At 56.7% G+C, this 16819-nt stretch carries 27 protein-coding genes, 3 tRNA genes and 3 pseudogenes; 19 read left to right on the forward strand and 14 right to left on the reverse strand.

Annotation, left to right across the window (positions count from 1 at the left end; all coding sequences use genetic code 11):
• Positions 1–15 precede the first annotated feature (15 nt).
• Positions 16–92 (forward strand) — tRNA-Pro (locus AC2I9W_RS03605).
• A gap of 215 nt (positions 93–307) precedes the next feature.
• Here AC2I9W_RS03605 and AC2I9W_RS03610 read toward each other — a convergent pair.
• The 4 genes and pseudogenes from AC2I9W_RS03610 to AC2I9W_RS03625 all read right to left on the reverse strand — a co-directional run.
• Positions 308–1317, reverse strand: a pseudogene (locus tag AC2I9W_RS03610) (IS3 family transposase); the annotation flags it as partial.
• A gap of 166 nt (positions 1318–1483) precedes the next feature.
• Positions 1484–1559, reverse strand: a tRNA-His gene (locus tag AC2I9W_RS03615).
• Positions 1560–1697: 138 nt separating this feature from the next.
• Positions 1698–1773: transfer RNA gene (locus tag AC2I9W_RS03620), tRNA-His, on the reverse strand.
• Between the two features lie 68 nt (positions 1774–1841).
• Complete coding sequence (locus AC2I9W_RS03625; RefSeq protein ID WP_486408653.1) at positions 1842–3737, reverse strand: SurA N-terminal domain-containing protein; 1896 nt, start codon at positions 3735–3737, stop codon at positions 1842–1844.
• Positions 3738–4290: 553 nt separating this feature from the next.
• Between AC2I9W_RS03625 and AC2I9W_RS03630 the strand changes: the two genes are divergently transcribed.
• The 3 genes and pseudogenes from AC2I9W_RS03630 to AC2I9W_RS03640 all read left to right on the forward strand — a co-directional run.
• Positions 4291–4635, forward strand: coding sequence for a DNA breaking-rejoining protein (locus tag AC2I9W_RS03630; RefSeq protein WP_486408654.1), 345 nt, complete (start codon positions 4291–4293; stop codon positions 4633–4635).
• A 258-nt stretch (positions 4636–4893) separates the two neighbouring features.
• Positions 4894–5346: a universal stress protein gene (locus AC2I9W_RS03635; RefSeq protein WP_158391856.1), complete on the forward strand. Its 453-nt coding sequence runs from the start codon at positions 4894–4896 to the stop codon at positions 5344–5346.
• Between the two features lie 135 nt (positions 5347–5481).
• Positions 5482–5720 (forward strand): annotated as a pseudogene (locus AC2I9W_RS03640) (transposase); the annotation flags it as partial.
• Positions 5721–5871: 151 nt separating this feature from the next.
• Here AC2I9W_RS03640 and AC2I9W_RS03645 read toward each other — a convergent pair.
• From AC2I9W_RS03645 to AC2I9W_RS03655, 3 genes are read right to left on the reverse strand one after another with little or no spacing between them, the layout of a single operon-like run.
• Positions 5872–6297: a hypothetical protein gene (locus AC2I9W_RS03645; protein WP_486408655.1), complete on the reverse strand. Its 426-nt coding sequence runs from the start codon at positions 6295–6297 to the stop codon at positions 5872–5874.
• 47 nt (positions 6298–6344) lie between these two features.
• Positions 6345–7070 carry an LrgB family protein gene (locus tag AC2I9W_RS03650; RefSeq protein WP_486408656.1) on the reverse strand — a complete coding sequence of 242 codons (726 nt, stop codon included), beginning with the start codon at positions 7068–7070 and terminating at the stop codon, positions 6345–6347.
• Positions 7063–7437 (reverse strand): CidA/LrgA family protein, encoded by a 375-nt coding sequence (locus AC2I9W_RS03655; protein WP_486408657.1) that lies wholly within the window; start codon positions 7435–7437, stop codon positions 7063–7065. The genes AC2I9W_RS03650 and AC2I9W_RS03655 overlap by 8 nt, the downstream gene beginning before the upstream one ends.
• A 178-nt stretch (positions 7438–7615) precedes the next feature.
• On the opposite strand from AC2I9W_RS03655, the gene AC2I9W_RS03660 reads away from it, so the two are divergent.
• Complete coding sequence (locus AC2I9W_RS03660) at positions 7616–8056, forward strand: c-type cytochrome (protein WP_486408658.1); 441 nt, start codon at positions 7616–7618, stop codon at positions 8054–8056.
• A 221-nt stretch (positions 8057–8277) separates the two neighbouring features.
• Positions 8278–8733, forward strand: a complete 456-nt coding sequence (locus AC2I9W_RS03665) for a universal stress protein (protein WP_486408659.1) — start codon at positions 8278–8280, stop codon at positions 8731–8733.
• Positions 8734–8739: 6 nt separating this feature from the next.
• On the opposite strand, the gene AC2I9W_RS03670 is transcribed toward AC2I9W_RS03665, so the two are convergent.
• Complete coding sequence (locus AC2I9W_RS03670; protein WP_486408660.1) at positions 8740–8892, reverse strand: hypothetical protein; 153 nt, start codon at positions 8890–8892, stop codon at positions 8740–8742.
• A gap of 424 nt (positions 8893–9316) precedes the next feature.
• Between AC2I9W_RS03670 and AC2I9W_RS03675 the strand changes: the two genes are divergently transcribed.
• The 9 genes and pseudogenes from AC2I9W_RS03675 to AC2I9W_RS03715 form a co-directional block, all read left to right on the forward strand.
• Positions 9317–9511: a hypothetical protein gene (locus AC2I9W_RS03675; protein ID WP_486408661.1), complete on the forward strand. Its 195-nt coding sequence runs from the start codon at positions 9317–9319 to the stop codon at positions 9509–9511.
• A 68-nt stretch (positions 9512–9579) separates the two neighbouring features.
• Positions 9580–9927 carry a PRC-barrel domain-containing protein gene (locus tag AC2I9W_RS03680; protein WP_486408662.1) on the forward strand — a complete coding sequence of 116 codons (348 nt, stop codon included), beginning with the start codon at positions 9580–9582 and terminating at the stop codon, positions 9925–9927.
• A gap of 909 nt (positions 9928–10836) precedes the next feature.
• Positions 10837–11016 carry a hypothetical protein gene (locus AC2I9W_RS03685; protein ID WP_486408663.1) on the forward strand — a complete coding sequence of 60 codons (180 nt, stop codon included), beginning with the start codon at positions 10837–10839 and terminating at the stop codon, positions 11014–11016.
• Positions 11017–11084: 68 nt separating this feature from the next.
• Entirely contained in the window at positions 11085–11279 is a 195-nt protein-coding gene (locus tag AC2I9W_RS03690; RefSeq protein WP_486408664.1) for a hypothetical protein, read from the forward strand.
• Between the two features lie 49 nt (positions 11280–11328).
• Positions 11329–11559, forward strand: coding sequence for a hypothetical protein (locus AC2I9W_RS03695; protein WP_486408665.1), 231 nt, complete (start codon positions 11329–11331; stop codon positions 11557–11559).
• Positions 11560–11569: 10 nt separating this feature from the next.
• Positions 11570–11797: a hypothetical protein gene (locus AC2I9W_RS03700; RefSeq protein ID WP_486408666.1), complete on the forward strand. Its 228-nt coding sequence runs from the start codon at positions 11570–11572 to the stop codon at positions 11795–11797.
• A gap of 197 nt (positions 11798–11994) precedes the next feature.
• Positions 11995–12327 (forward strand): transposase, encoded by a 333-nt coding sequence (locus tag AC2I9W_RS03705; protein WP_486408667.1) that lies wholly within the window; start codon positions 11995–11997, stop codon positions 12325–12327.
• Positions 12296–12496, forward strand: a complete 201-nt coding sequence (locus AC2I9W_RS03710; protein ID WP_486408668.1) for a hypothetical protein — start codon at positions 12296–12298, stop codon at positions 12494–12496. The genes AC2I9W_RS03705 and AC2I9W_RS03710 overlap by 32 nt, the downstream gene beginning before the upstream one ends.
• Positions 12497–12615: 119 nt before the next feature.
• Positions 12616–12879: pseudogene (locus AC2I9W_RS03715) on the forward strand (IS1 family transposase); the annotation flags it as partial.
• A 165-nt stretch (positions 12880–13044) separates the two neighbouring features.
• Here AC2I9W_RS03715 and AC2I9W_RS03720 read toward each other — a convergent pair.
• The 3 genes from AC2I9W_RS03720 to AC2I9W_RS03730 are packed head-to-tail and all read right to left on the reverse strand — an operon-like array spanning position 13045 to position 13879.
• Complete coding sequence (locus tag AC2I9W_RS03720; protein WP_486408669.1) at positions 13045–13296, reverse strand: RNA recognition motif domain-containing protein; 252 nt, start codon at positions 13294–13296, stop codon at positions 13045–13047.
• A 60-nt stretch (positions 13297–13356) separates the two neighbouring features.
• Entirely contained in the window at positions 13357–13629 is a 273-nt protein-coding gene (gene infA / locus AC2I9W_RS03725) for a translation initiation factor IF-1 (protein WP_486408670.1), read from the reverse strand.
• Positions 13630–13660: 31 nt separating this feature from the next.
• Positions 13661–13879 carry a hypothetical protein gene (locus tag AC2I9W_RS03730; protein WP_486408671.1) on the reverse strand — a complete coding sequence of 73 codons (219 nt, stop codon included), beginning with the start codon at positions 13877–13879 and terminating at the stop codon, positions 13661–13663.
• Positions 13880–14281: 402 nt separating this feature from the next.
• Between AC2I9W_RS03730 and AC2I9W_RS03735 the strand changes: the two genes are divergently transcribed.
• Both AC2I9W_RS03735 and AC2I9W_RS03740 read left to right on the forward strand, forming a co-directional pair.
• Entirely contained in the window at positions 14282–14464 is a 183-nt protein-coding gene (locus AC2I9W_RS03735; RefSeq protein WP_486408672.1) for a hypothetical protein, read from the forward strand.
• A gap of 72 nt (positions 14465–14536) precedes the next feature.
• Entirely contained in the window at positions 14537–14779 is a 243-nt protein-coding gene (locus tag AC2I9W_RS03740; RefSeq protein WP_486408673.1) for a hypothetical protein, read from the forward strand.
• 35 nt (positions 14780–14814) lie between these two features.
• Here AC2I9W_RS03740 and AC2I9W_RS03745 read toward each other — a convergent pair whose 3' ends face one another.
• Together AC2I9W_RS03745 and AC2I9W_RS03750 are read right to left on the reverse strand one after the other, a co-directional pair.
• A complete protein-coding gene (locus AC2I9W_RS03745) occupies positions 14815–15069 on the reverse strand; it encodes a putative hemolysin (protein WP_486408674.1) in 255 nt (84 codons plus the stop codon).
• Positions 15070–15156: 87 nt separating this feature from the next.
• The gene (locus AC2I9W_RS03750) at positions 15157–15600 is read right to left on the reverse strand and encodes a lipocalin family protein (protein ID WP_486408711.1); all 444 of its coding nucleotides are present in this window, start codon (positions 15598–15600) and stop codon (positions 15157–15159) included.
• A 250-nt stretch (positions 15601–15850) separates the two neighbouring features.
• Between AC2I9W_RS03750 and AC2I9W_RS03755 the strand changes: the two genes are divergently transcribed.
• Positions 15851–16069 (forward strand): hypothetical protein, encoded by a 219-nt coding sequence (locus AC2I9W_RS03755; RefSeq protein WP_486408675.1) that lies wholly within the window; start codon positions 15851–15853, stop codon positions 16067–16069.
• Positions 16070–16133: 64 nt separating this feature from the next.
• Complete coding sequence (locus AC2I9W_RS03760) at positions 16134–16376, forward strand: helix-turn-helix domain-containing protein (protein ID WP_486408712.1); 243 nt, start codon at positions 16134–16136, stop codon at positions 16374–16376.
• On the opposite strand, the gene AC2I9W_RS03765 is transcribed toward AC2I9W_RS03760, so the two are convergent.
• Positions 16324–16554 carry a tyrosine-type recombinase/integrase gene (locus AC2I9W_RS03765; RefSeq protein ID WP_486408713.1) on the reverse strand — a complete coding sequence of 77 codons (231 nt, stop codon included), beginning with the start codon at positions 16552–16554 and terminating at the stop codon, positions 16324–16326. The two genes, AC2I9W_RS03760 and AC2I9W_RS03765, sit on opposite strands and share 53 nt — an antisense overlap.
• Positions 16555–16819: the final 265 nt, after the last annotated feature.

Consider the following 16819-nt stretch of genomic DNA (forward strand, 5'->3'; position numbering starts at 1 on the left):
TACAATAGACGCTTACGGAGCGTAGCGCAGCCTGGTAGCGCATCTGCTTTGGGAGCAGAGGGTCGCGAGTTCGAATCCCGCCGCTCCGACCAAATGACAAGGGTTTAGATCGCAAGATCTAAACCCTTTTGTCTATTTGTACTCAGCAATCTTTTGCTGTGTATAGCTCAGCGCCAATGAAGGCCAAAGGCTCTCACACATACGCCAGCCTCAATCCCAAGAAGTGGTCCCGGTCGTTTGAACAACTGAATCCAGTTGCTAAGCGAGATCGATGGGGTCATGCCGCCTGCATTGGTGCAAACGGCAGTGCGGCACGCACGCTGTCATAGGCTTTGAGATAAATCTCCTCGTACTTGATGGAGCGCCACAGGCGCTCCACGAAGACGTTGTCACGCCAAGCGCCTTTGCCATCCATAGAGATACGAATACCGTGGCGTTTGAGCTGCACAGTGAAGGTTTCACTGGTGAATTGGCTGCCCTGATCTGTGTTGAAGATGGCGGGCGTTCCCCAGCGGGCAATAGCCTCTTGCACGGCATCCACGCAAAACTGTACGTCCATAGTATTGGACAGTCGCCAAGCCAAGACCTTGCGGCTGCACCAATCCACCACAGCGCACAGATACATCCACCCTTTGTGCATGCGCACATAGGTGATGTCCATAGCCCAGACTTGGTTGGCATGTGTCACGGCTTTGTTCCTGAGTAGGTACGGGTAGATCTTGTGCTGCGGGTGGCGAGCACTGGTGCGAGGCTGGCAGTACAGTGCTGAGATGTGCATGCGCTTCATCAGCGTGCGCACATGCCTTCATCCCACGCAATGCCCCTGGCGCTGCAGCAGCCCACGCAGCATGCGTGCACCAGCAAAAGGATGAGCGACATGCAGCGCATCCAAGCTATGGGTCAACGCAACTTGCTCGCTGTTTGGTGACTTGCGACGGTAGTAGATGGAGCCACGACTGATGCGCATGAGGCTTGCTTGACGGGCCAGCGACAAGCCATGGCTGCGGTCAATCATCGACCTACGCTGAGCAATCCCGCTTTGCTCAGCGCACCTTGCAAAAAATCCTTCTCCAAGGTCAATTGACCGATCTTGGCATGAAGCTCTTTGAGGTCGACCGCAGGGGTTGTGGGTACAGGAGCTGAACCAAACACGTCCGCAGCCCGCTCAAGCAGCATGCGCTTCCAATCAGCAATCTGGCTGGGGTGAACTTCATACTGCTGAGCCAGCTCAGCAACCGTGCGCTCACCGCGAACGGCTTCTAGTGCCACCTTCGCTTTAAATGCAGGGTTGTGCTTGTGTCGGGATTTGATGGTCATGGATCTCTCCAGGTTCGGCCTATTGTCAGGCCATCTTTACTGGGAAAGATCTCGCTTAGCTAGCTGTTCAAAAAACCGCAGCCACTTCTCTTCACACTGAAATTGCGCAACAGTACCCGCGAAAAGAAAATGCCCCACAAACATAGTTTGTGGGGCATTTAAAAACTGGGGTGGCTGATGGGGCTCGAACCCACGACAACAGGAATCACAATCCTGGACTCTACCAACTGAGCTACAGCCACCGTAGATAAGTGCTTATTCTACTTCAGATTTAAGCTTCTCAAATCAAATTTAAGAGCATCAAACACTGAACTACTAACGATTCCAAGGAATCCCTGGTCAAATAAAAACGCTCTGCGCTGCAGAGCGTTTTTCAAATTTGGGGTGGCTGATGGGGCTCGAACCCACGACAACAGGAATCACAATCCTGGACTCTACCAACTGAGCTACAGCCACCGTAGAAGCATTTATTGTAATGCATAAATCAGACGTGCAAATGAAATCACGCCTGATTTCACCCCTTATCAGGGGCGCGGCACCTTGATCTGAACCTTGAAGGTCTTCTTCAATTGTTCATAGTAGGCCACCACTTCCGCCATCGATGTCCATTGCGTAAATTGCGCCTTTTGCTGCTCCAGCACCTGTGCATCCTGTGCTGGGCGCTGAGCAATGCGATTGACCTTGATCACTGCATAACCAGCATTACCCAGGTCCACACCCTCCCAAGCCGGCAAAACATCCGTAGGTGCACGCAATGCAGCATCCAGCACTTCACGCGGCAGATCCTTGGATTGGTCACGACCAACTTCCACAGCCGCAGCCAGCTGCGCTATCTCAGGCTTGGCTTTCCACTCGTCAAGCTTGGCCTTGCCTTCTTGCTTGGCCAGCTCTGCGGCCTGGTGTGCCACATACAACTGCTTGAGCTTGTCGCCCACCTCTTCCATCGACTCGGTATGTGCGGGCACATAACTCAATACGCGGCCAGCCACCAGCGTACTAGGTGCCAGCTCCACCGCATCGGTATTGCGCTTGTTTTCGAGAGAGTCCGTAGAAAACAGTGCTTCGAGGAAACGTTTGTTAGCCAGAGGCCCTTGAGCATCAGCAGCTGGCTCACGCGAGACGTTTTCTGCCTTGTGCACAGTCAGCTTGAATTTCTCGGCGACAGGAGTCAGCGTTTCTGACTGCTCGTAAACTGCATTCGAAAAAGTCTCTGCCGCTTCTGCGAACTTGCGCTGCGCCTGCTGCTGCTTGAGATCAGCCTCCAACTTGGGACGCATCTCTTCAAATGAAGCCACCTTGGGCTGCTTGATACTTGTCAGCTCAATGATGTGATAGCCGAAGTCAGACTCAACCACATCACTGATGTCGCCCTCCTTCATCTTGAAAACTGCTTCTTCGAAAGGCTTGACCATGGCGTCGCGCCCGAAGTAGCCCAGATCACCGCCATTGGCCGCCGATCCCGGATCCTGAGAATTTTCCTTAGCCACCTGGGCGAAGGTCTTCGGATCCTTACGAACCTGGGCCAGCAAGGCCTCGGCCTTGGCCTTGGCTTTTTCTCGCTCGGCCGACGGCAAGTCCTTTGCGGCATTAATCAGGATATGGCTGGCACGACGCTCTTCAGGGCCAGCAAGACGGGCCGCATTTTCCTTGTAGTAGGTACGCAGATCTTCTTCACTCAGGACAATGCCTTGTTGCACTGCATCCAGATCAAGCTGCACATACTCCACCGTCGCTGCTTCAGGCCTCTTGAACTGGCTGGTATGCGCGTCATAGAAGGCCTTGAGATCTGCTTCGGTGGGCTGCACCTTGGCTGCAAAAGCCGCCGCATCAAAGCGAGCGACCTGAATTTCGCGTCGCTGATACAACGCATCCATGGCTTGCTGCAACTGAGCTTCAGTCGCAAAGCCTGTGGACGACACAGAGCCCAGCACCTGATTGAGAGAGAGTTCTCTACGCAGGTTGGCTTCAAAGCCCTCGGGGGTCATTCCCTGAGAGCCCACTAATGCCTTGTAAGCCTCAGCATCCAGGGAGCCATCCGGCTTTTGCAACGAAGCAATCGCGGGGATTTCACGCAATGTACGTACCAGTTGTGCATCGGAGGTTGTCAAGTGCATCTTGGTGGCAGCAGCAGCCAAGACCCGATCACGCACCAGCTTCTCCAAAGTGGCGTAACGCGCCTCGGGAGAGTCCAGTAGCTTGGCGTCCAGGGTTGGATTTTCTGCGCGCAAGCGGTCGCTTTCCGCCCGGTGAGCGTTGTCCCAATCTTGCTGGGTGATGTCATGACCATCTACACGAGCCACCGTCTGGCTGAACTCCGTGAAGTAGTTTTGGTTGACCCCGACAAAAATGAAAGAGGGAATAATCAGCAAGAACAACAAGATCATCACGAACTTGGAATGCTTGCGGATGGATTCGAACATGGTCAATCTTTCTGCGGCAGCAAAAACAAAGGCGAACTTCCGTTCGCCTCATTAACAATGGTGAAAGCCGTGCGACCCAGGTGTGCCACCGACCGGGCCTCTACAGTGCATTGATGCTCTACAGAAATGCCATCCAACCTCCACCAACAGGGTTAGGCTAATCCTACTCATTCTAACTGCGTGCTTTTCAATTGCTGCTGCGAGCACCCAGCATCTTGCACAGAAATACCCGGTAGTCATGAGCCGCTCATGCTCACTGGAAAGCCGGCACTCTTTGCCCGCTCTCCCACCTTCGTGAACTTCTTGCGGCATCCAGCTCACGGAGCAGAAGCGGATAAGTATCGAATTGCACGCACGAGCATGCATTACCGCACTCGTTCATTCACATGGCACATCGCTCCCGATCCACACCTGCTCCAAGCCCATCTACTCACCGTGGTGATCTTCGACAAAGCATAGTCAACTGACGCACTTCAGGGAGGGACGCATGAAGCACATCGCCGCCTTGCTTACCGTCAGCCTCCTTTTCAGTTCAATCCCGGAAGGTGCCGCCATGGCACAGCTCACCAGCTCCGCACACTCGACAGCCAGCAGCTTCAACGGCAGCGTTTCATACAGCGGCCAACTTACAGGCCATGGCATTGCGCGCTATGGACTGAATACGCTGCCCGGCCAGCCCCTCACCATCACCCTTCACACCAACAACCTCAATACCCGCATGCAGGTGCTCAGGGACGGAGATTCACCCCCACTGTGTGAAAGCAGTGCTTCTCAGTCTTTCTGCCACTTTCAGGCAGAGCCCAATGCGGACTATCTGATTCAGGTCTTTTTGCTGCGCGATGCCGCACAACGTGGGGAGCTGTCACAGTTTTCACTGTCCATAGAGCAAGGTCATTAGCAACCCGAATGCCCTACATCTATGAGCCGCCTTTGCATACACAGCCAGAAAGACCATAGACACGCTCATCAAGAGATAGTCTCTTTTCCATAGCTACAAGCGCTTTACGGGTCTCGATTAGCAGGTGTTTTTACTCAAAAACCTCCCTTCTCAAGCTTTGCCCTAGAAGGCCAGATTTCTTGAGGGGGATTGCATTTGCCGCGCTACAGCGCGAGCATGAGCTCAGCAAGTTTGTTTCATTGAGCAAGGAGGCCGGATATGTTCAAGCACATTCTCATTCCCACGGATGGCTCAAAGCTTTCAACCGCCGCCCTTCATGCCGGCATGCGCCTGGCGAAAGAGCAAGGCGCACAGGTCACTGCACTGTACGTGATGCCGGATTACAGCGCCATGATCTACGGTGCTGAAGCGCTGATGGCGTACAACGCCGCCGAGTTCAACCAAAGTGCTCATAAGGATGCTGACAAGGTCTTGCAGGCAGCCTTGGAAATTGCACAAGCCGAGGGTGTCGCTTGCCGAACCGCAAGAGTCACCAATGTCTCCATTCACCAGGCCATCATTCAAGAAGCGCAGGAAGGTCACTGCGACTTGATCTGCATGGCATCGCATGGACGCAAAGGCATCGCCGGCATTTTGCTGGGGAGCGAAACCCAGCGCGTACTGGTCAATAGCAGCATTCCCGTCCTGGTTCACAGGCAGACTAAGGCTTAGAGCTCTTGCAAGAGTTACGTCCACTGAGCCGCAAGCTGAAAACTTGCGATTAAGACAAGAAGCCTGAGACTGCGCAGAGGCTCTGCCAGGGCGTTGTTGCATAAATCGCTGCGTCGTCAGTTGTAGGCTGGCTGCATGACTCTGCCCTGTAAGCCCCACTACCGCACTACCAACTGGAAGCAGTACAACGCCGCGCTCAAAGCGCGAGGTTCGTTATCCATCTGGCTGCACAAGCGCATGGCCTGGTTTGCGGATGGCAGCGGCAAACGCGGACGAAGCCCGAAGTTCTCGGATGCGGCCATCCAGTTTGCGTGACACTCAAGAGCCTGTTCGGCCTGGTGCTCAGGCAAACCACAGGCTTGGTGGAGTCGGTGTGCCAGCGCAGCACCTCCGCCCCATCCCTGCCAGCCAAGCAGCCGCCCGCACCCGATGAAGGCTTGCTGCGCATGACGTTCAGGTAGTCTGCTTTTGATAGCCCAAAGTGCTTTGCCATAGAAAAAGCCCCTCGCAAGGGGCTTTTTTTGTTCAGGTCTCTGACTTGGAGGGCCAGAACATCTCTCGCACATCGGGCGCGTAGTACGGCAATGCAAGCACTGCACCAAACAGCGCAAAGCCCAAGGCCGATGTCGCGTTGGTCAGGCCGGACAGCACAACCGGCGGACTGAAACATATAAGCCCCAAAGTCGCAGCAGAAGACCACAGGGTCAGCCGAGGTGCCCATGCTCTGAACCGCAGCAGGCCGTAAAAAGATACGAGAGCGATCACACCAAGCACCGCAAGCAGCAGCAAGAAGATCCAGTCTGTAGCGACCATTTCCGACTGCATCGCAAGGCTCTGTGAAAGGTCGGTCAGCTCTTGAGGCACGAGATCAAAGCCATATTCCGCCAGCATTCCCAATACCGGAATGACCAGCGAAGCGATCACCCATGCGCGATACGTCGATTTACCCATGCCCCCTCCAAGTTGTTAGCGGCGTATCGTACTACCACCACTGCAGCTCAGAACCAGCGGGCTATCAGCGGCATAAGCAGCGCAACCAGCAGCACCTGCAGGCTGAGGGCCAGGCCAGCATAGGCACCGGCATCTGCATTGACCTGCAGCGCACGCGCTGCGCCGATGCCGTGCGAGACGGTGCCCAGGGCAAAGCCGCGTGCCACCCAGTCGGTGTCGCTGGTGCCGACCCTCAGCAGCTTGAATAGCGCGCCCGCAGACAGCGCACCAATCAAACCGGCCAGCACCGCAAACACGGCGGCCAGCGCCGGAACGCCGCCAATTTTCTCGGCCACGCCCATTGCCACAGGGGCAGTGACGGACTTGGGAGCCAGGGAGCGCAGCACTTCCTCGGGCAAGCCCACGGCCCAGCCAAGTACAACGGCCACGACAGCCGCCGTAGCACCGCCTGCCAGTGCAGCCATCAGCAGCCGCGCCCATTTACGCTTGAGTTCCTCCCGCCGCTCCCACAGCGGAAAGCCCAGTGCCACGACGGCAGGGCCCAGCAGAAAGTGAATGAACTGCGCCCCGGCAAAGTAGGTCTGGTAGGGAATCTGCATGAGCATGAGCGAGACACCCAGCACCACGATGGACCAGAGCACGGGGTTGGCCCAGGGCGCCTGCCCGGTGCGGCTGTAAACCCCATGGGCCAGTACATAGACCGCCAGCGTGGCCGTGAGGCCGAACAGCGGCGCCGAGGAAAGATAGACCCAGAGTTGTACAAAATCAGGCATCAACGCCCCCTTGCTGACGGGTGTCTGCAGGCTCACTCAAAAGAAAACGCGCCAGCAGCACGGTGACGATCATGCCTACCCAGGTGGAAATTGCGATGACCAGCAGCAGCTTGAGCCCGTAGTCACGCAGCAGACTCAGGTGCGTGATGACGCCCACCCCCACCGGTACAAACAGCAAAGACAGGTGCGAGAGCAGATAGCTGGCCGCGGCCTGCACTGGCTCGCGCACCAGCGTAAAGCGCATGGACAGCACCAGCAGCAACATGCCGATGACCGGGCCGGGGAACGGAAGTTTGAGCAGCAGTGCCAGCGCCTCCCCTGTCAGCTGCAGCACCAGAAGCCACGTGATTCCTCGCAACGCTTGCATTCGAGATTGCCTTTCTATCTAGACCAGCCCCATCGTGCAGGGGCTGGCGAGTCTTTTGAAGAGCAATGATGCCCGAACAGGCCCAATGACCGGGCTTTCACCGCCAAACGGTGGCAGTTTGGCTGCATATCCAGCGCCTTGAATCGTTGTAAATTTCGTTTCAGCGACAATGCCCGCCATGACGAAACTCTTGACTGCTTGCAGCCGACTGCTCTCCATTGCCGTATTCGCCGCCGCAACCTCTATCTCTGCTCTGGCCCAACTCAAAACGGGCGAGACGGTGTACCGCTCAACCTGCATGGCCTGCCACGACACAGGACTGCTGCAGGCCCCAAAGCTGGGTGATGTAAAGGCCTGGAAGCCGCTGATCGAAGAAGGACAGGATGTGCTGAGCGCGCATGCCTTCGTCGGTGTGAGAGCCATGCCTGCCCAGGGCGGAGACAGCAGCCTGTCGCTTGAGGAATTCTCTCGCGCCGTGGCCTGGATGGCGCGCAGCGCCGGGGGCGACTGGCAAGACCCGAACGCCGCCATGATGCAGAAAATCCGCCAGGAAGCCGTCAAGCGCCTGGACGCAGAAATCGTCGACAAGCAAAAGCTCAAGGCGCTTCTGAGCCGCTAGGCCAGCTTGCCCAGGCCTGCTGGGCATGACATCAACCCATTTTTGATAGCTACCAGCGCTTGATGGATAAGCCCTGCAGCCTGTTTTCACTATCAACTCAGGCGTCAACATTCATCCAAAGGCCCTCCATTCGCTGCCATGATGTGCGGCGCTGCCACCACTCACAGAGTGGCTGGAGCTTTTGAGCAAACAGATGCGCGACCGCGCAGGAGGAGAGACCGTTGTTCAAGCACATTCTGATTCCAACCGATGGCTCCAAGCTTTCCGAGGCGGCCATTCACGCCGGCATTGAGCTGGCCGCCGAGCAAGACTCCAAGGTCACGGTGCTGTATGTAATGCCCGATTACCACGCACTGATCTATGGATCGCGCTTGATGGCCGCCTATGACACGGTGGAGCTGACCAAGAGCGCACAGGCCGAGGCAGACAAGGTGCTGAAGTTTGCCGAAGACCTGGCCAGCGCACACGGCCTGTCCATCCAAAGCGTGCGTGCCACCAGCCCTGCCGTGGCTGAGACCATCATCAAGCAGGCGCAGGATGGCGGCTGCGATCTGATCTGCATGGCATCGCACGGCCGCAAGGGGCTGAGCGGAATCTTGCTGGGCAGCGAGACCCAGAAGGTGCTGACCAACAGCAGCATTCCGGTGCTGGTTCATCGTCCTGCTGTCAAAGAGTAAAGCTGCTCACCCCCAGCGAATGGCTGCGATCAGTCCGCCCAAGCCTGCGGCGCTGATGCCCAATCCAGCCAGCACATAGGCCACAGCAATACGGCGGGCAAAGCGGTCCGCGCCTGCGGCGTCCAGAACTGCGGTGATGGTGGTGCTTGAGTGAATCATTGCTGCTCTCGATGGTTCTCAGGCACTGTCATTGAGACTCCAGCAACTGCCTGTCCAATTGCACCTGCCCTTTCAGAGTACTGAGCTAGGCGTCTCTGCGCTCGACCAATGCGACAAGCTGGCCAACCACGCCCGCGCCTTCGCCAGCAAGGGCTGCGAGTCGCTGGTGTTGATCTGCGCGAACGCCAGTGACCCAAGCCCGCTCTCCAGAACAGACTACCCCCTGCGCTTAATGTTAAATCCTGTGAGAAATATCGATAGTTCCGCTTCAAACGTAAACCAAATGCTACGCAATGGTGGCTAACTCACAGTTTTCAGGCTTGCGCCACGTTCTCCTACAGAAGGGTTTTCCATAGGTCGGCGACCATGAACCCACGACAAGCCAACCCGGTTTGCCGATCACCAACCTGAAGGAGTGAAGGAAATGACGCAGCAATCCAACCAGCAGCACAGCCCTAACCAACAGGACAAGCAGCAGCAACAGCAGCAAAACCCCGGCCAACACCAGCCAGGCCAGAGCACCAACCAGCCCGGCCAGCAACAGCAGCAAACCCCAGGCCAGCAGAAGAACCCTTCGCAACAGCAGCCCGGGCAGCAGCACAAGACACCTCAGCACTGAAAGTGCGCGCCTCGGCGCTGGCCCTGTGCGCCAGCGCAGCTCTAAACCACGCAAAGAAAGGAGCAGGAATGAATACAGCTTCACCTGTCATCTCATCCGATCGTGTCAACGGCACCAACGTCTACAACCCCAACGGCGACAAGCTGGGCTCCATCGATTCACTGATGATCGACAAGCTCACCGGCAAGGTTCGCTATGCCGTGATGGAGTTCGGCGGTTTTCTCGGCATCGGCACCGACCTCTACCCCCTGCCCTGGGACAGCCTCAAATACGACTCGGGGCTGGGCGGCTATGTGGTCTCCGTCACCAAGGAACAGCTGGAGAACGCGCCCCACTACGAAGGCAGCACGCTGCCTGAATACACCGACGAATACGGCCGCCGTGTTTATGACCACTACGGCGTGCCCTACATCTAAGCCCGGCGCAGGCGCTGCATAACAGGATCGATCGGCCTGCCCGGTCGATCTATTTTTGCCGCTGTCTCACCCGGCCCCCCATCCCATTCCGATACGGAGATTTTCAAATGTCGATCCCGGCCACGCGGGCCTGAAGCGCAACCTCTCTCCCCGCAGGGTCAAGCGGGGCCATCGGGTGTGATCGTTTGCGGCGCAGGGTATTGCCCAAATTCCCGTCCAGAAATACGCTTGCACCAGGCGCAGCGCACAAACTGTGAGTCTGCTGCCAAGCGATCACACCCGATGGTGACTGCCCCCCATCACGGTTTTTGCCGAGCCTGAGGTTCTCATCCCTCCCTTTACTTCCTCAGGCACGCCGCAAGGCATCGGCCTTTAACTCCAAGCCCACCCGCAACGCCGGTGGGCTTTTTCTTTGCCTTCAAGCACTTAGTGCAGCCACGCAACACATGGCGCACGACCCTGTTGACTCGCTGTACAGGTAAAATCTAAACTACTGTACAAATACACAGCACTGATCAAAACACCAGTAAAATTCAAACAACAGGTCGCATCAGACCTGAGCCCTTACCCGCAGGGCCGTAGCGGGGTCATCAAGAAAGAGTGCCAGCCGGGTGTGGACCGAGGCAATGCAATGCCGCCACCGACAGACCGCAAGCCGGGCCTGCACTCTTTCTTGATGGCGCTGCCGCACAGCAGCCCACCGTTTCCCGGCCAGAGCGCGAAGCGCATTCACTCCGCTCCCTTCGTTGGTTTCGCCTTCTCGCAAGAGCACTGGCCTTTTTTATTCGCCCCCGCCCGTAAAGCGGGCCTGCCTCTCGCCTCAAGGAGATTTCATGCTGTACAGCACCGTCCCTCAGCCCGTTGATGAAGACCTCGTGCAGCGCCTGCGCGAGAAGGAAGGCCTGTGAAATGGCCACACATCCCCACCATTGCACTGGCACTGCTGCTCGCTGCCCTGCTCTTGCTCGCCCCGCTTTTGGAACAAAGCTACTGATCGCCGCTCAATGGGGCCTCGCCTTGCTGGCCATCTTCTGCCTCATCGGCCTGGCCGTCGTCATCGCCACCACACCCGAAGCCTGGCCGCTTTAAACGCTCAACCTCATCAAGTTTGATAGCTACATGCGCTTGACTGACAAGCGCCAGAACGGAGAAACATCATGGCAAAAATCATTGAATCACTGATCCTCGTCGCCGCCATCTTCATGGGCGCCCTGTGGCTGGCCACGCCCAGCGCCCAGGCGGACGAGCCCACCACCCTCACCAAATCCGTGCGCGACGAATTCGCCTGCCCCGGCATGCACGCCGAATGGCTGGACGCCCACACCGTGCAATGCCTGCGCGAAAAGCCCTGAGCTGCCGCCGCAGCCTCAAGTCGCCCGCCAGCCCACCCTTGACCAGCCCATGCACCCCATCGACACCGTGCTGCAAGAGCTGCAGCACCGCGACCGCCAGCGCAGCCGCTTGTTACGCGCTATTGAAAGGAAAGCAGCCGCCGCAAGCTGTACAAACCTTTCAGCATCAAACTACTTTCAAATGCAGATAGAGCAAGCGCAATGCGCTCACAAATTCAGAAGCAATCACCCATACAAAAGCCCGCAAGGTTTAAGACCTGGCGGGCTTTTTTGCTCATAAAGGAGTATTCATGACAGACACCTCAGACCACGACGAGCTGGTGCGACTGGCGGGCGGGCAGGCCCTGCTCTCCCGAGACCTGCGCAACCTCAACGCCGATCAACAGCGCGACCTGCCTACCGATAGGGTGCTGAGTGCAGACTGGCACGCCAAAGGCACAGCCTTGCTGGACAGGCTTCGCGACCGCCAGCAGCAAATGGCCATGGGCCACCAGCGGAGGCTGAGCTGGCCAGGCTAACGGGTATCAGTTAATGCGGCCGCCTGTTTCGAGCACTTCCTCTTCCCTTCCACACAAAAGCCCGCAAGGTTTTACACCCGGCGGGCTTTATTCATGAAAGCTCAGACCTATGTTGATCAAAGCACTGCTGCCGCTGATTGCCGTTCTCAAAGGCGTTGTTGCAGAAATCGGCGTGTCGAAAGCGCTAGGCTCAAAGCATGAGCCATGCCCAGCAAGCCTACAACTGGCGACGCAGCGATTTATGCAACAACGCCCATCAACGCCAGAGCCTGATTTCAGGAATTGCTAAAAAGGTGTGTAGCGCTTTAAAGCTGCATTTCATGTCTTTTGCGTCTTCCCGAATGAACTGCCCGCACTGCGGTCACCACCATACCAACAAAATTGGGCTGAGTCGCCACAAACGCCAGCGCTGGATGTACAAGGGGTGTGGGCGCACCTTCGGGGCAAAAGTTCAACGTCAGATTGACCCCAAACTCAAAGCGTTTGCACTACAGATGCATGCCGAAGATATTTGCAGCTCGCAAGATTGAGCGCTTGCTGGGCGTAAGCCACAACAGCGTGTTGGGGTGGGTGCGCAAAGAGGTTGAATTCAAGGCGCTTGAGCCTGTGCCCGTCAAGGATTTATCCATGGTGGAGATCGATGAGATGTGGAGCTTCATCGGCTCAAAAAACAGCCCATCTGGCTGTGGTGGGCAATAGACAGGCATAGCCACCGGATAGTGGGTTTTGCACTGGACGATCGCGGGACAGGCACAGCCAAGGTGCTACAGCCAAAGCTTGCGCAAGCGCAGCATATTCAGTAATGCACTGACCATCACAAGCCCTATAGGTCAATCATTGAGCATAGCCAGCACACGACTGGTAAGGGGCACACACATCACATTGAGAGCTTGAACAACAAGCTGCGCTGGTACTTGGCGAGATTGGGGTGCAAGACACATGCGTATAGCAAGAGCGCAAAGGCGCTCTTGCACTCGCTGCTGTTTGTATGGAGCCGCAAGTTTGGAGCGCCGCTTCAGCCCCAGAAGAGGTACTTGCTCAGTCGCCGTGTTTGGGATGGTGACCAGCAAATACCTATTTAGCAATCCCTGATTTCATTCAAACCCCAGCTGCCCGGCCCACGCTGCGCGGGCTTGTTGGTGTCTGTGCGCCTTCCGCAAAAAGTGGTCAGCAGCATGTACCGATCCTCAAACAGAAAAAGCCCACGCTTTTGGCGTGAGCCGTTCCCTCTTACAGATCGAAGAAGATTATTTGCGTGGACGGGCCAGGGCCACTCCCACTGCACGACCACCCAGCGGCTGATCATTCAGCGTCTGAATAGCGTTCTGGGCTTGATCTTGAGTGGCCATTTCGACAAAGCCAAAGCCACGCGAACGGCCAGTATCGCGGTCCATGATGATGTCGGCGGTGACGACATCACCGCAGCTGCCGAAATGGGCGCGCAGGGCTTCGCTGTCAACGGTATAGGAAAGATTGGTAACGTAGAGATTGGATTGCATAGTGTTCTTTCAAAGGTTGCTCAGGCATTTCAGCGTTGAACGGGTAAATAGTTAAAGGGCTTAACGGCGGCGCTTGAAGGCTGGCTTCGCTCCACTAGTCGTGCCAGTGCGAGGAGCAAGATGACGGAAGGTCACTCGCCCTTTGTTGAGGTCGTAGGGAGACATTTCTACAGTCACTTTGTCGCCTGCCAGCACGCGAATACGGTGCTTGCGCATCTTTCCGCCGCTGTAAGCAATGAGCTGATGACCGTTTTCCAGGGTGACACGAAAGCGCGCATCTGGCAGGACTTCATCAACGCGACCAGACATCTCGATTAGTTCTTCTTTAGCCAAACTGTCTCCTGTGAGTAAAAGCGATAGGCACTCAGTTCAAGCTTTGGTTCATCACCATGTTCCGCCCTTCAGTCAGGGCGTAGTTGGAGGCGAGCGATTCGTTAGAAAACTGAGGAATGAATCGAATGACGCGGTCATAAGTGCCACGTCGAATGGAGACGGCAGCCAGGAACTGGCCGCTGGTGCTCGGCTGTATCAGAGGTGTGACCACGTAACGGCCAATCTGCTCTGTAATGTTTTTGTGCAGCATGAAAACGGACGGCCGCACGCACGATTGCGCCGACCATCAAATGAGATAGGGAAGGCCCGCTGGAAATTCAGGGGCAACGCAGATCCATAGGAATGTTCAGGATCTGGAGAGTTCGCCTAGAGGGGGAGTGACCACCGCATGCTTTGTAAGAAGAGCGGCTACCTGCGGCCAAGGGGCGGCAATGGTGTCAGACAGGCACTGTTGGGGCGAACGACCTAAACAGTGAGTGAAATCAGTATAGGTGAAATGAAAGACCTTTGTTTTTCAATATTCAACGTCATCGGCAAGGTGGGGGTTAGGCCAGATCGCCCCCCCTCTTTCGAACGAGAAATCGATAGACCTGCTCACGGTAACGCGGTACCGTGAGACGAGCCATTCTGAAATTTACTGAGAGCCTTAGCCATGAGCAACACTAAAAAGCCCGCCGTTCACCATGTCGTGGAAGCCAAGAGATGGGAGCTCAGCCGTGAGAAAGAGCGCATCACTTATCCTGCCGACCACGCCGGCCCCGTCCAGATGGACTGGCGCAAACGTGAAAACTACTCTGCCACCGAACTCGACTACCGAGGCCGAAACAAGACCTAAAGGTCCTTCCCCTCCCCCATTTCAATTGCCCGCCTCGTGCGGGCTTTTTTATTGCCAAAACAGGAGGCATGTATGCGCCATATCGGAACGCTTTTCCTTAGCCGCACCCCGCCGCAGGTCAGCACGGCGCTGTGCGGCGCTTTTCAGCTGCAGTTGCTGTTGCTCGACCGCCTTGGCCCGCACCACACCGAGCCGTGGCGCGCCACCTGGACAGGCGTTGTCGCGCAGCGCTTTTGGCGCGAGCACCATACCGCACTGATGCCTGCGCGCAACCGGGAAGAGGCTGACCGGAAAGCGGTCATTACCCACCCATGAACGCTACAAAAAACAGGATAAAAGCGAAAGCGCGATTACTTGGCTGGGTGGTCACGGCGGAAAAGATCCCACTCGTCTATTTCCGTGCCGTCGGGCAGCACGCAGATGCCGCGCTCTCCGGCTGCAGTCTTCTCGATGCGGGCTTTGCCGCCCAGTTGGGCGCAGTAAACCGATGCAGGGTTGGCCATGCCGACCATGGGCACGGCAGGGGTTGCAGGTTGCGACTGGGCACAGCCGGTGATGGCGATGGCAGACAGGACTGCACCGGTGGTTGCGAGTGTTTTTTTCATGGGATCAATGTCGTCCATACGCCCTGCGTGCGGCGCAGTTCAGTGTCGTCACTTGAATGGTTCTTAGCGCTGTTCAGCTCGCTGACGCTATTGCGCCACCACCTGCACGCGGCTGAGATCCACGCCCAGCGAGCGTGCTTTTTCAAGCAGTTGCCTGAATTTTTGCTCGGGGATGGTCTTGCTGCGCGACAGCAGCCAGAAGTAGTCGCGGCTGTCGCCGATCACGAGCGAGGTCTGGTAATCATCGTCTAGGTTGACCACGTTGTAGCCGCCATAAAACGGCCCGAAGAACGAGACCTTGAGTGCAGCGATGCCGGGCTCGCCCAGAAACCGCGCCTTGCCATTGGCCTGACGCCACTCTTTTTTGGCTGCGTCGTAGCCACGATTGATGACATTGACCGTGCCATCGTCATTGAGGCTGTACTGCGCAGACACCTGGGTCAGGCCTTTTTCAAAGCGGTGGTCGATACGGGCCAGCTCGTACCAGGTACCCATGTAGCGCGACGCATCGAAACCAGAGACTGGCTCAATGCCTTGGGGAACAGAGACTGCGCAGCCCGAAAGCGCAGTGGTCACCGCCGCGGCAACCACGGTCAATGCAGCAGTACGAATCAGAGAATGTCTTGACAAACGCATTGTTGTGCCCTGAGGTTGAAAGCCTTATTCAAACATCCTGCACCCAACCCATATGCAACGACGGTTTTTTCATGTCCGCAGGCAATGCAAAAGCGCAGCCCAGGACTTGGCCTCACGCCCAGCCGGGCTCACGGACAATGAGCGCATGAAGCAAGCATTGCAAATACAAGCACTCGCTCAGCTGCGCCACCTTTATCAAAACATGGTCAGCGGCGGCATCACCACGGCCGAGCAAGCCCGCAGTGTTGCACAAGGCCTGCTCTCGCCAGCGATTGCCGCACTGGAAGCACAGACCGCCGAGAGCGAGGCGCAGCAGCCCATCACTCCATTGAAGCCTTTGCCGCAATCGAGCAAGGCGCCATAAGACCCCGTTCAAACCCAACACCAAGCCCCGCCTAGAGCGGGGTTTTTTCATAACAGGAGCCACCATCAGCACACATTACACATGCACAACCCAGGAAGCAGCCAGCATTCTCAAATTGCACTCATCCACCGTAGAGAAGCTGATTGCCAATGTCGATCTGCCTGCAGGTCGTGTGGGTCAGCGCTACATCATCAAGACCAGCGATGTAACCCGCTATGCAGATCAGGTGTTCATCAAGCAGTCGGCAGATCGACTCAGCAAAGGGCGTCGGCCAAAGTCAATCCACGCAGGTTTGCGTATCGCATGAGCATGAGCTGGCTCTTGTGGCCCGTGATCTTCATGATCTGAGTGTCTGTCAGCTTGGTTCTCTCGAACAAACGACTTGCGGCCTCGTGCCGCAGGTCGTGAAAAGGCAGGTCTTTGGCCCCTGCCCGCTCAAAGATTTCGACAAACAGCTTGGAAAGAAAGTCGGTGGTGGCGCGCAGAACGCGTGCCGAATCGTTCCCGTCCTAGAAGGGAAACACCAGATCTTCAGGCAGCACTGCTGCAGGCTTGAAGGCCGCAAGCTCCGCCATGCCTACGGAAGACAGGGGAACCTGCCGCTTGCTTGCCGTTCTTGGTTTTCTCCCAAAACATCGTCTTGAGCGCCTGGTCCACCTGGCTCCAGGTCAGCGTGTACATCTCGCGCATACGCATTGCAGACTCGACTGCGAGTACGGGGTAGCACACCGCCTGCAATCACTTCCAGAA

The sequence above is a fragment of the Comamonas sp. FUJ_7 genome, from assembly GCF_057369555.1.

Coding starts and splice junctions, on each gene's coding strand:
- AC2I9W_RS03625 (WP_486408653.1), bottom strand. CDS start 3,737: ATGTTCGAATCCATCCGCAAGCATTCCAAGTTCGTGATGATCTTGTTG.
- AC2I9W_RS03630 (WP_486408654.1), top strand. CDS start 4,291: ATGGCACAGCTCACCAGCTCCGCACACTCGACAGCCAGCAGCTTCAAC.
- AC2I9W_RS03635 (WP_158391856.1), top strand. CDS start 4,894: ATGTTCAAGCACATTCTCATTCCCACGGATGGCTCAAAGCTTTCAACC.
- AC2I9W_RS03645 (WP_486408655.1), bottom strand. CDS start 6,297: ATGGGTAAATCGACGTATCGCGCATGGGTGATCGCTTCGCTGGTCATT.
- AC2I9W_RS03650 (WP_486408656.1), bottom strand. CDS start 7,070: ATGCCTGATTTTGTACAACTCTGGGTCTATCTTTCCTCGGCGCCGCTG.
- AC2I9W_RS03655 (WP_486408657.1), bottom strand. CDS start 7,437: ATGCAAGCGTTGCGAGGAATCACGTGGCTTCTGGTGCTGCAGCTGACA.
- AC2I9W_RS03660 (WP_486408658.1), top strand. CDS start 7,616: ATGACGAAACTCTTGACTGCTTGCAGCCGACTGCTCTCCATTGCCGTA.
- AC2I9W_RS03670 (WP_486408660.1), bottom strand. CDS start 8,892: ATGATTCACTCAAGCACCACCATCACCGCAGTTCTGGACGCCGCAGGC.
- AC2I9W_RS03675 (WP_486408661.1), top strand. CDS start 9,317: ATGACGCAGCAATCCAACCAGCAGCACAGCCCTAACCAACAGGACAAG.
- AC2I9W_RS03680 (WP_486408662.1), top strand. CDS start 9,580: ATGAATACAGCTTCACCTGTCATCTCATCCGATCGTGTCAACGGCACC.
- AC2I9W_RS03685 (WP_486408663.1), top strand. CDS start 10,837: ATGGCCACACATCCCCACCATTGCACTGGCACTGCTGCTCGCTGCCCT.
- AC2I9W_RS03690 (WP_486408664.1), top strand. CDS start 11,085: ATGGCAAAAATCATTGAATCACTGATCCTCGTCGCCGCCATCTTCATG.
- AC2I9W_RS03695 (WP_486408665.1), top strand. CDS start 11,329: ATGCACCCCATCGACACCGTGCTGCAAGAGCTGCAGCACCGCGACCGC.
- AC2I9W_RS03700 (WP_486408666.1), top strand. CDS start 11,570: ATGACAGACACCTCAGACCACGACGAGCTGGTGCGACTGGCGGGCGGG.
- AC2I9W_RS03705 (WP_486408667.1), top strand. CDS start 11,995: ATGAGCCATGCCCAGCAAGCCTACAACTGGCGACGCAGCGATTTATGC.
- AC2I9W_RS03710 (WP_486408668.1), top strand. CDS start 12,296: ATGCCGAAGATATTTGCAGCTCGCAAGATTGAGCGCTTGCTGGGCGTA.
- AC2I9W_RS03720 (WP_486408669.1), bottom strand. CDS start 13,296: ATGCAATCCAATCTCTACGTTACCAATCTTTCCTATACCGTTGACAGC.
- AC2I9W_RS03730 (WP_486408671.1), bottom strand. CDS start 13,879: ATGCTGCACAAAAACATTACAGAGCAGATTGGCCGTTACGTGGTCACA.
- AC2I9W_RS03735 (WP_486408672.1), top strand. CDS start 14,282: ATGAGCAACACTAAAAAGCCCGCCGTTCACCATGTCGTGGAAGCCAAG.
- AC2I9W_RS03740 (WP_486408673.1), top strand. CDS start 14,537: ATGCGCCATATCGGAACGCTTTTCCTTAGCCGCACCCCGCCGCAGGTC.
- AC2I9W_RS03745 (WP_486408674.1), bottom strand. CDS start 15,069: ATGAAAAAAACACTCGCAACCACCGGTGCAGTCCTGTCTGCCATCGCC.
- AC2I9W_RS03755 (WP_486408675.1), top strand. CDS start 15,851: ATGAAGCAAGCATTGCAAATACAAGCACTCGCTCAGCTGCGCCACCTT.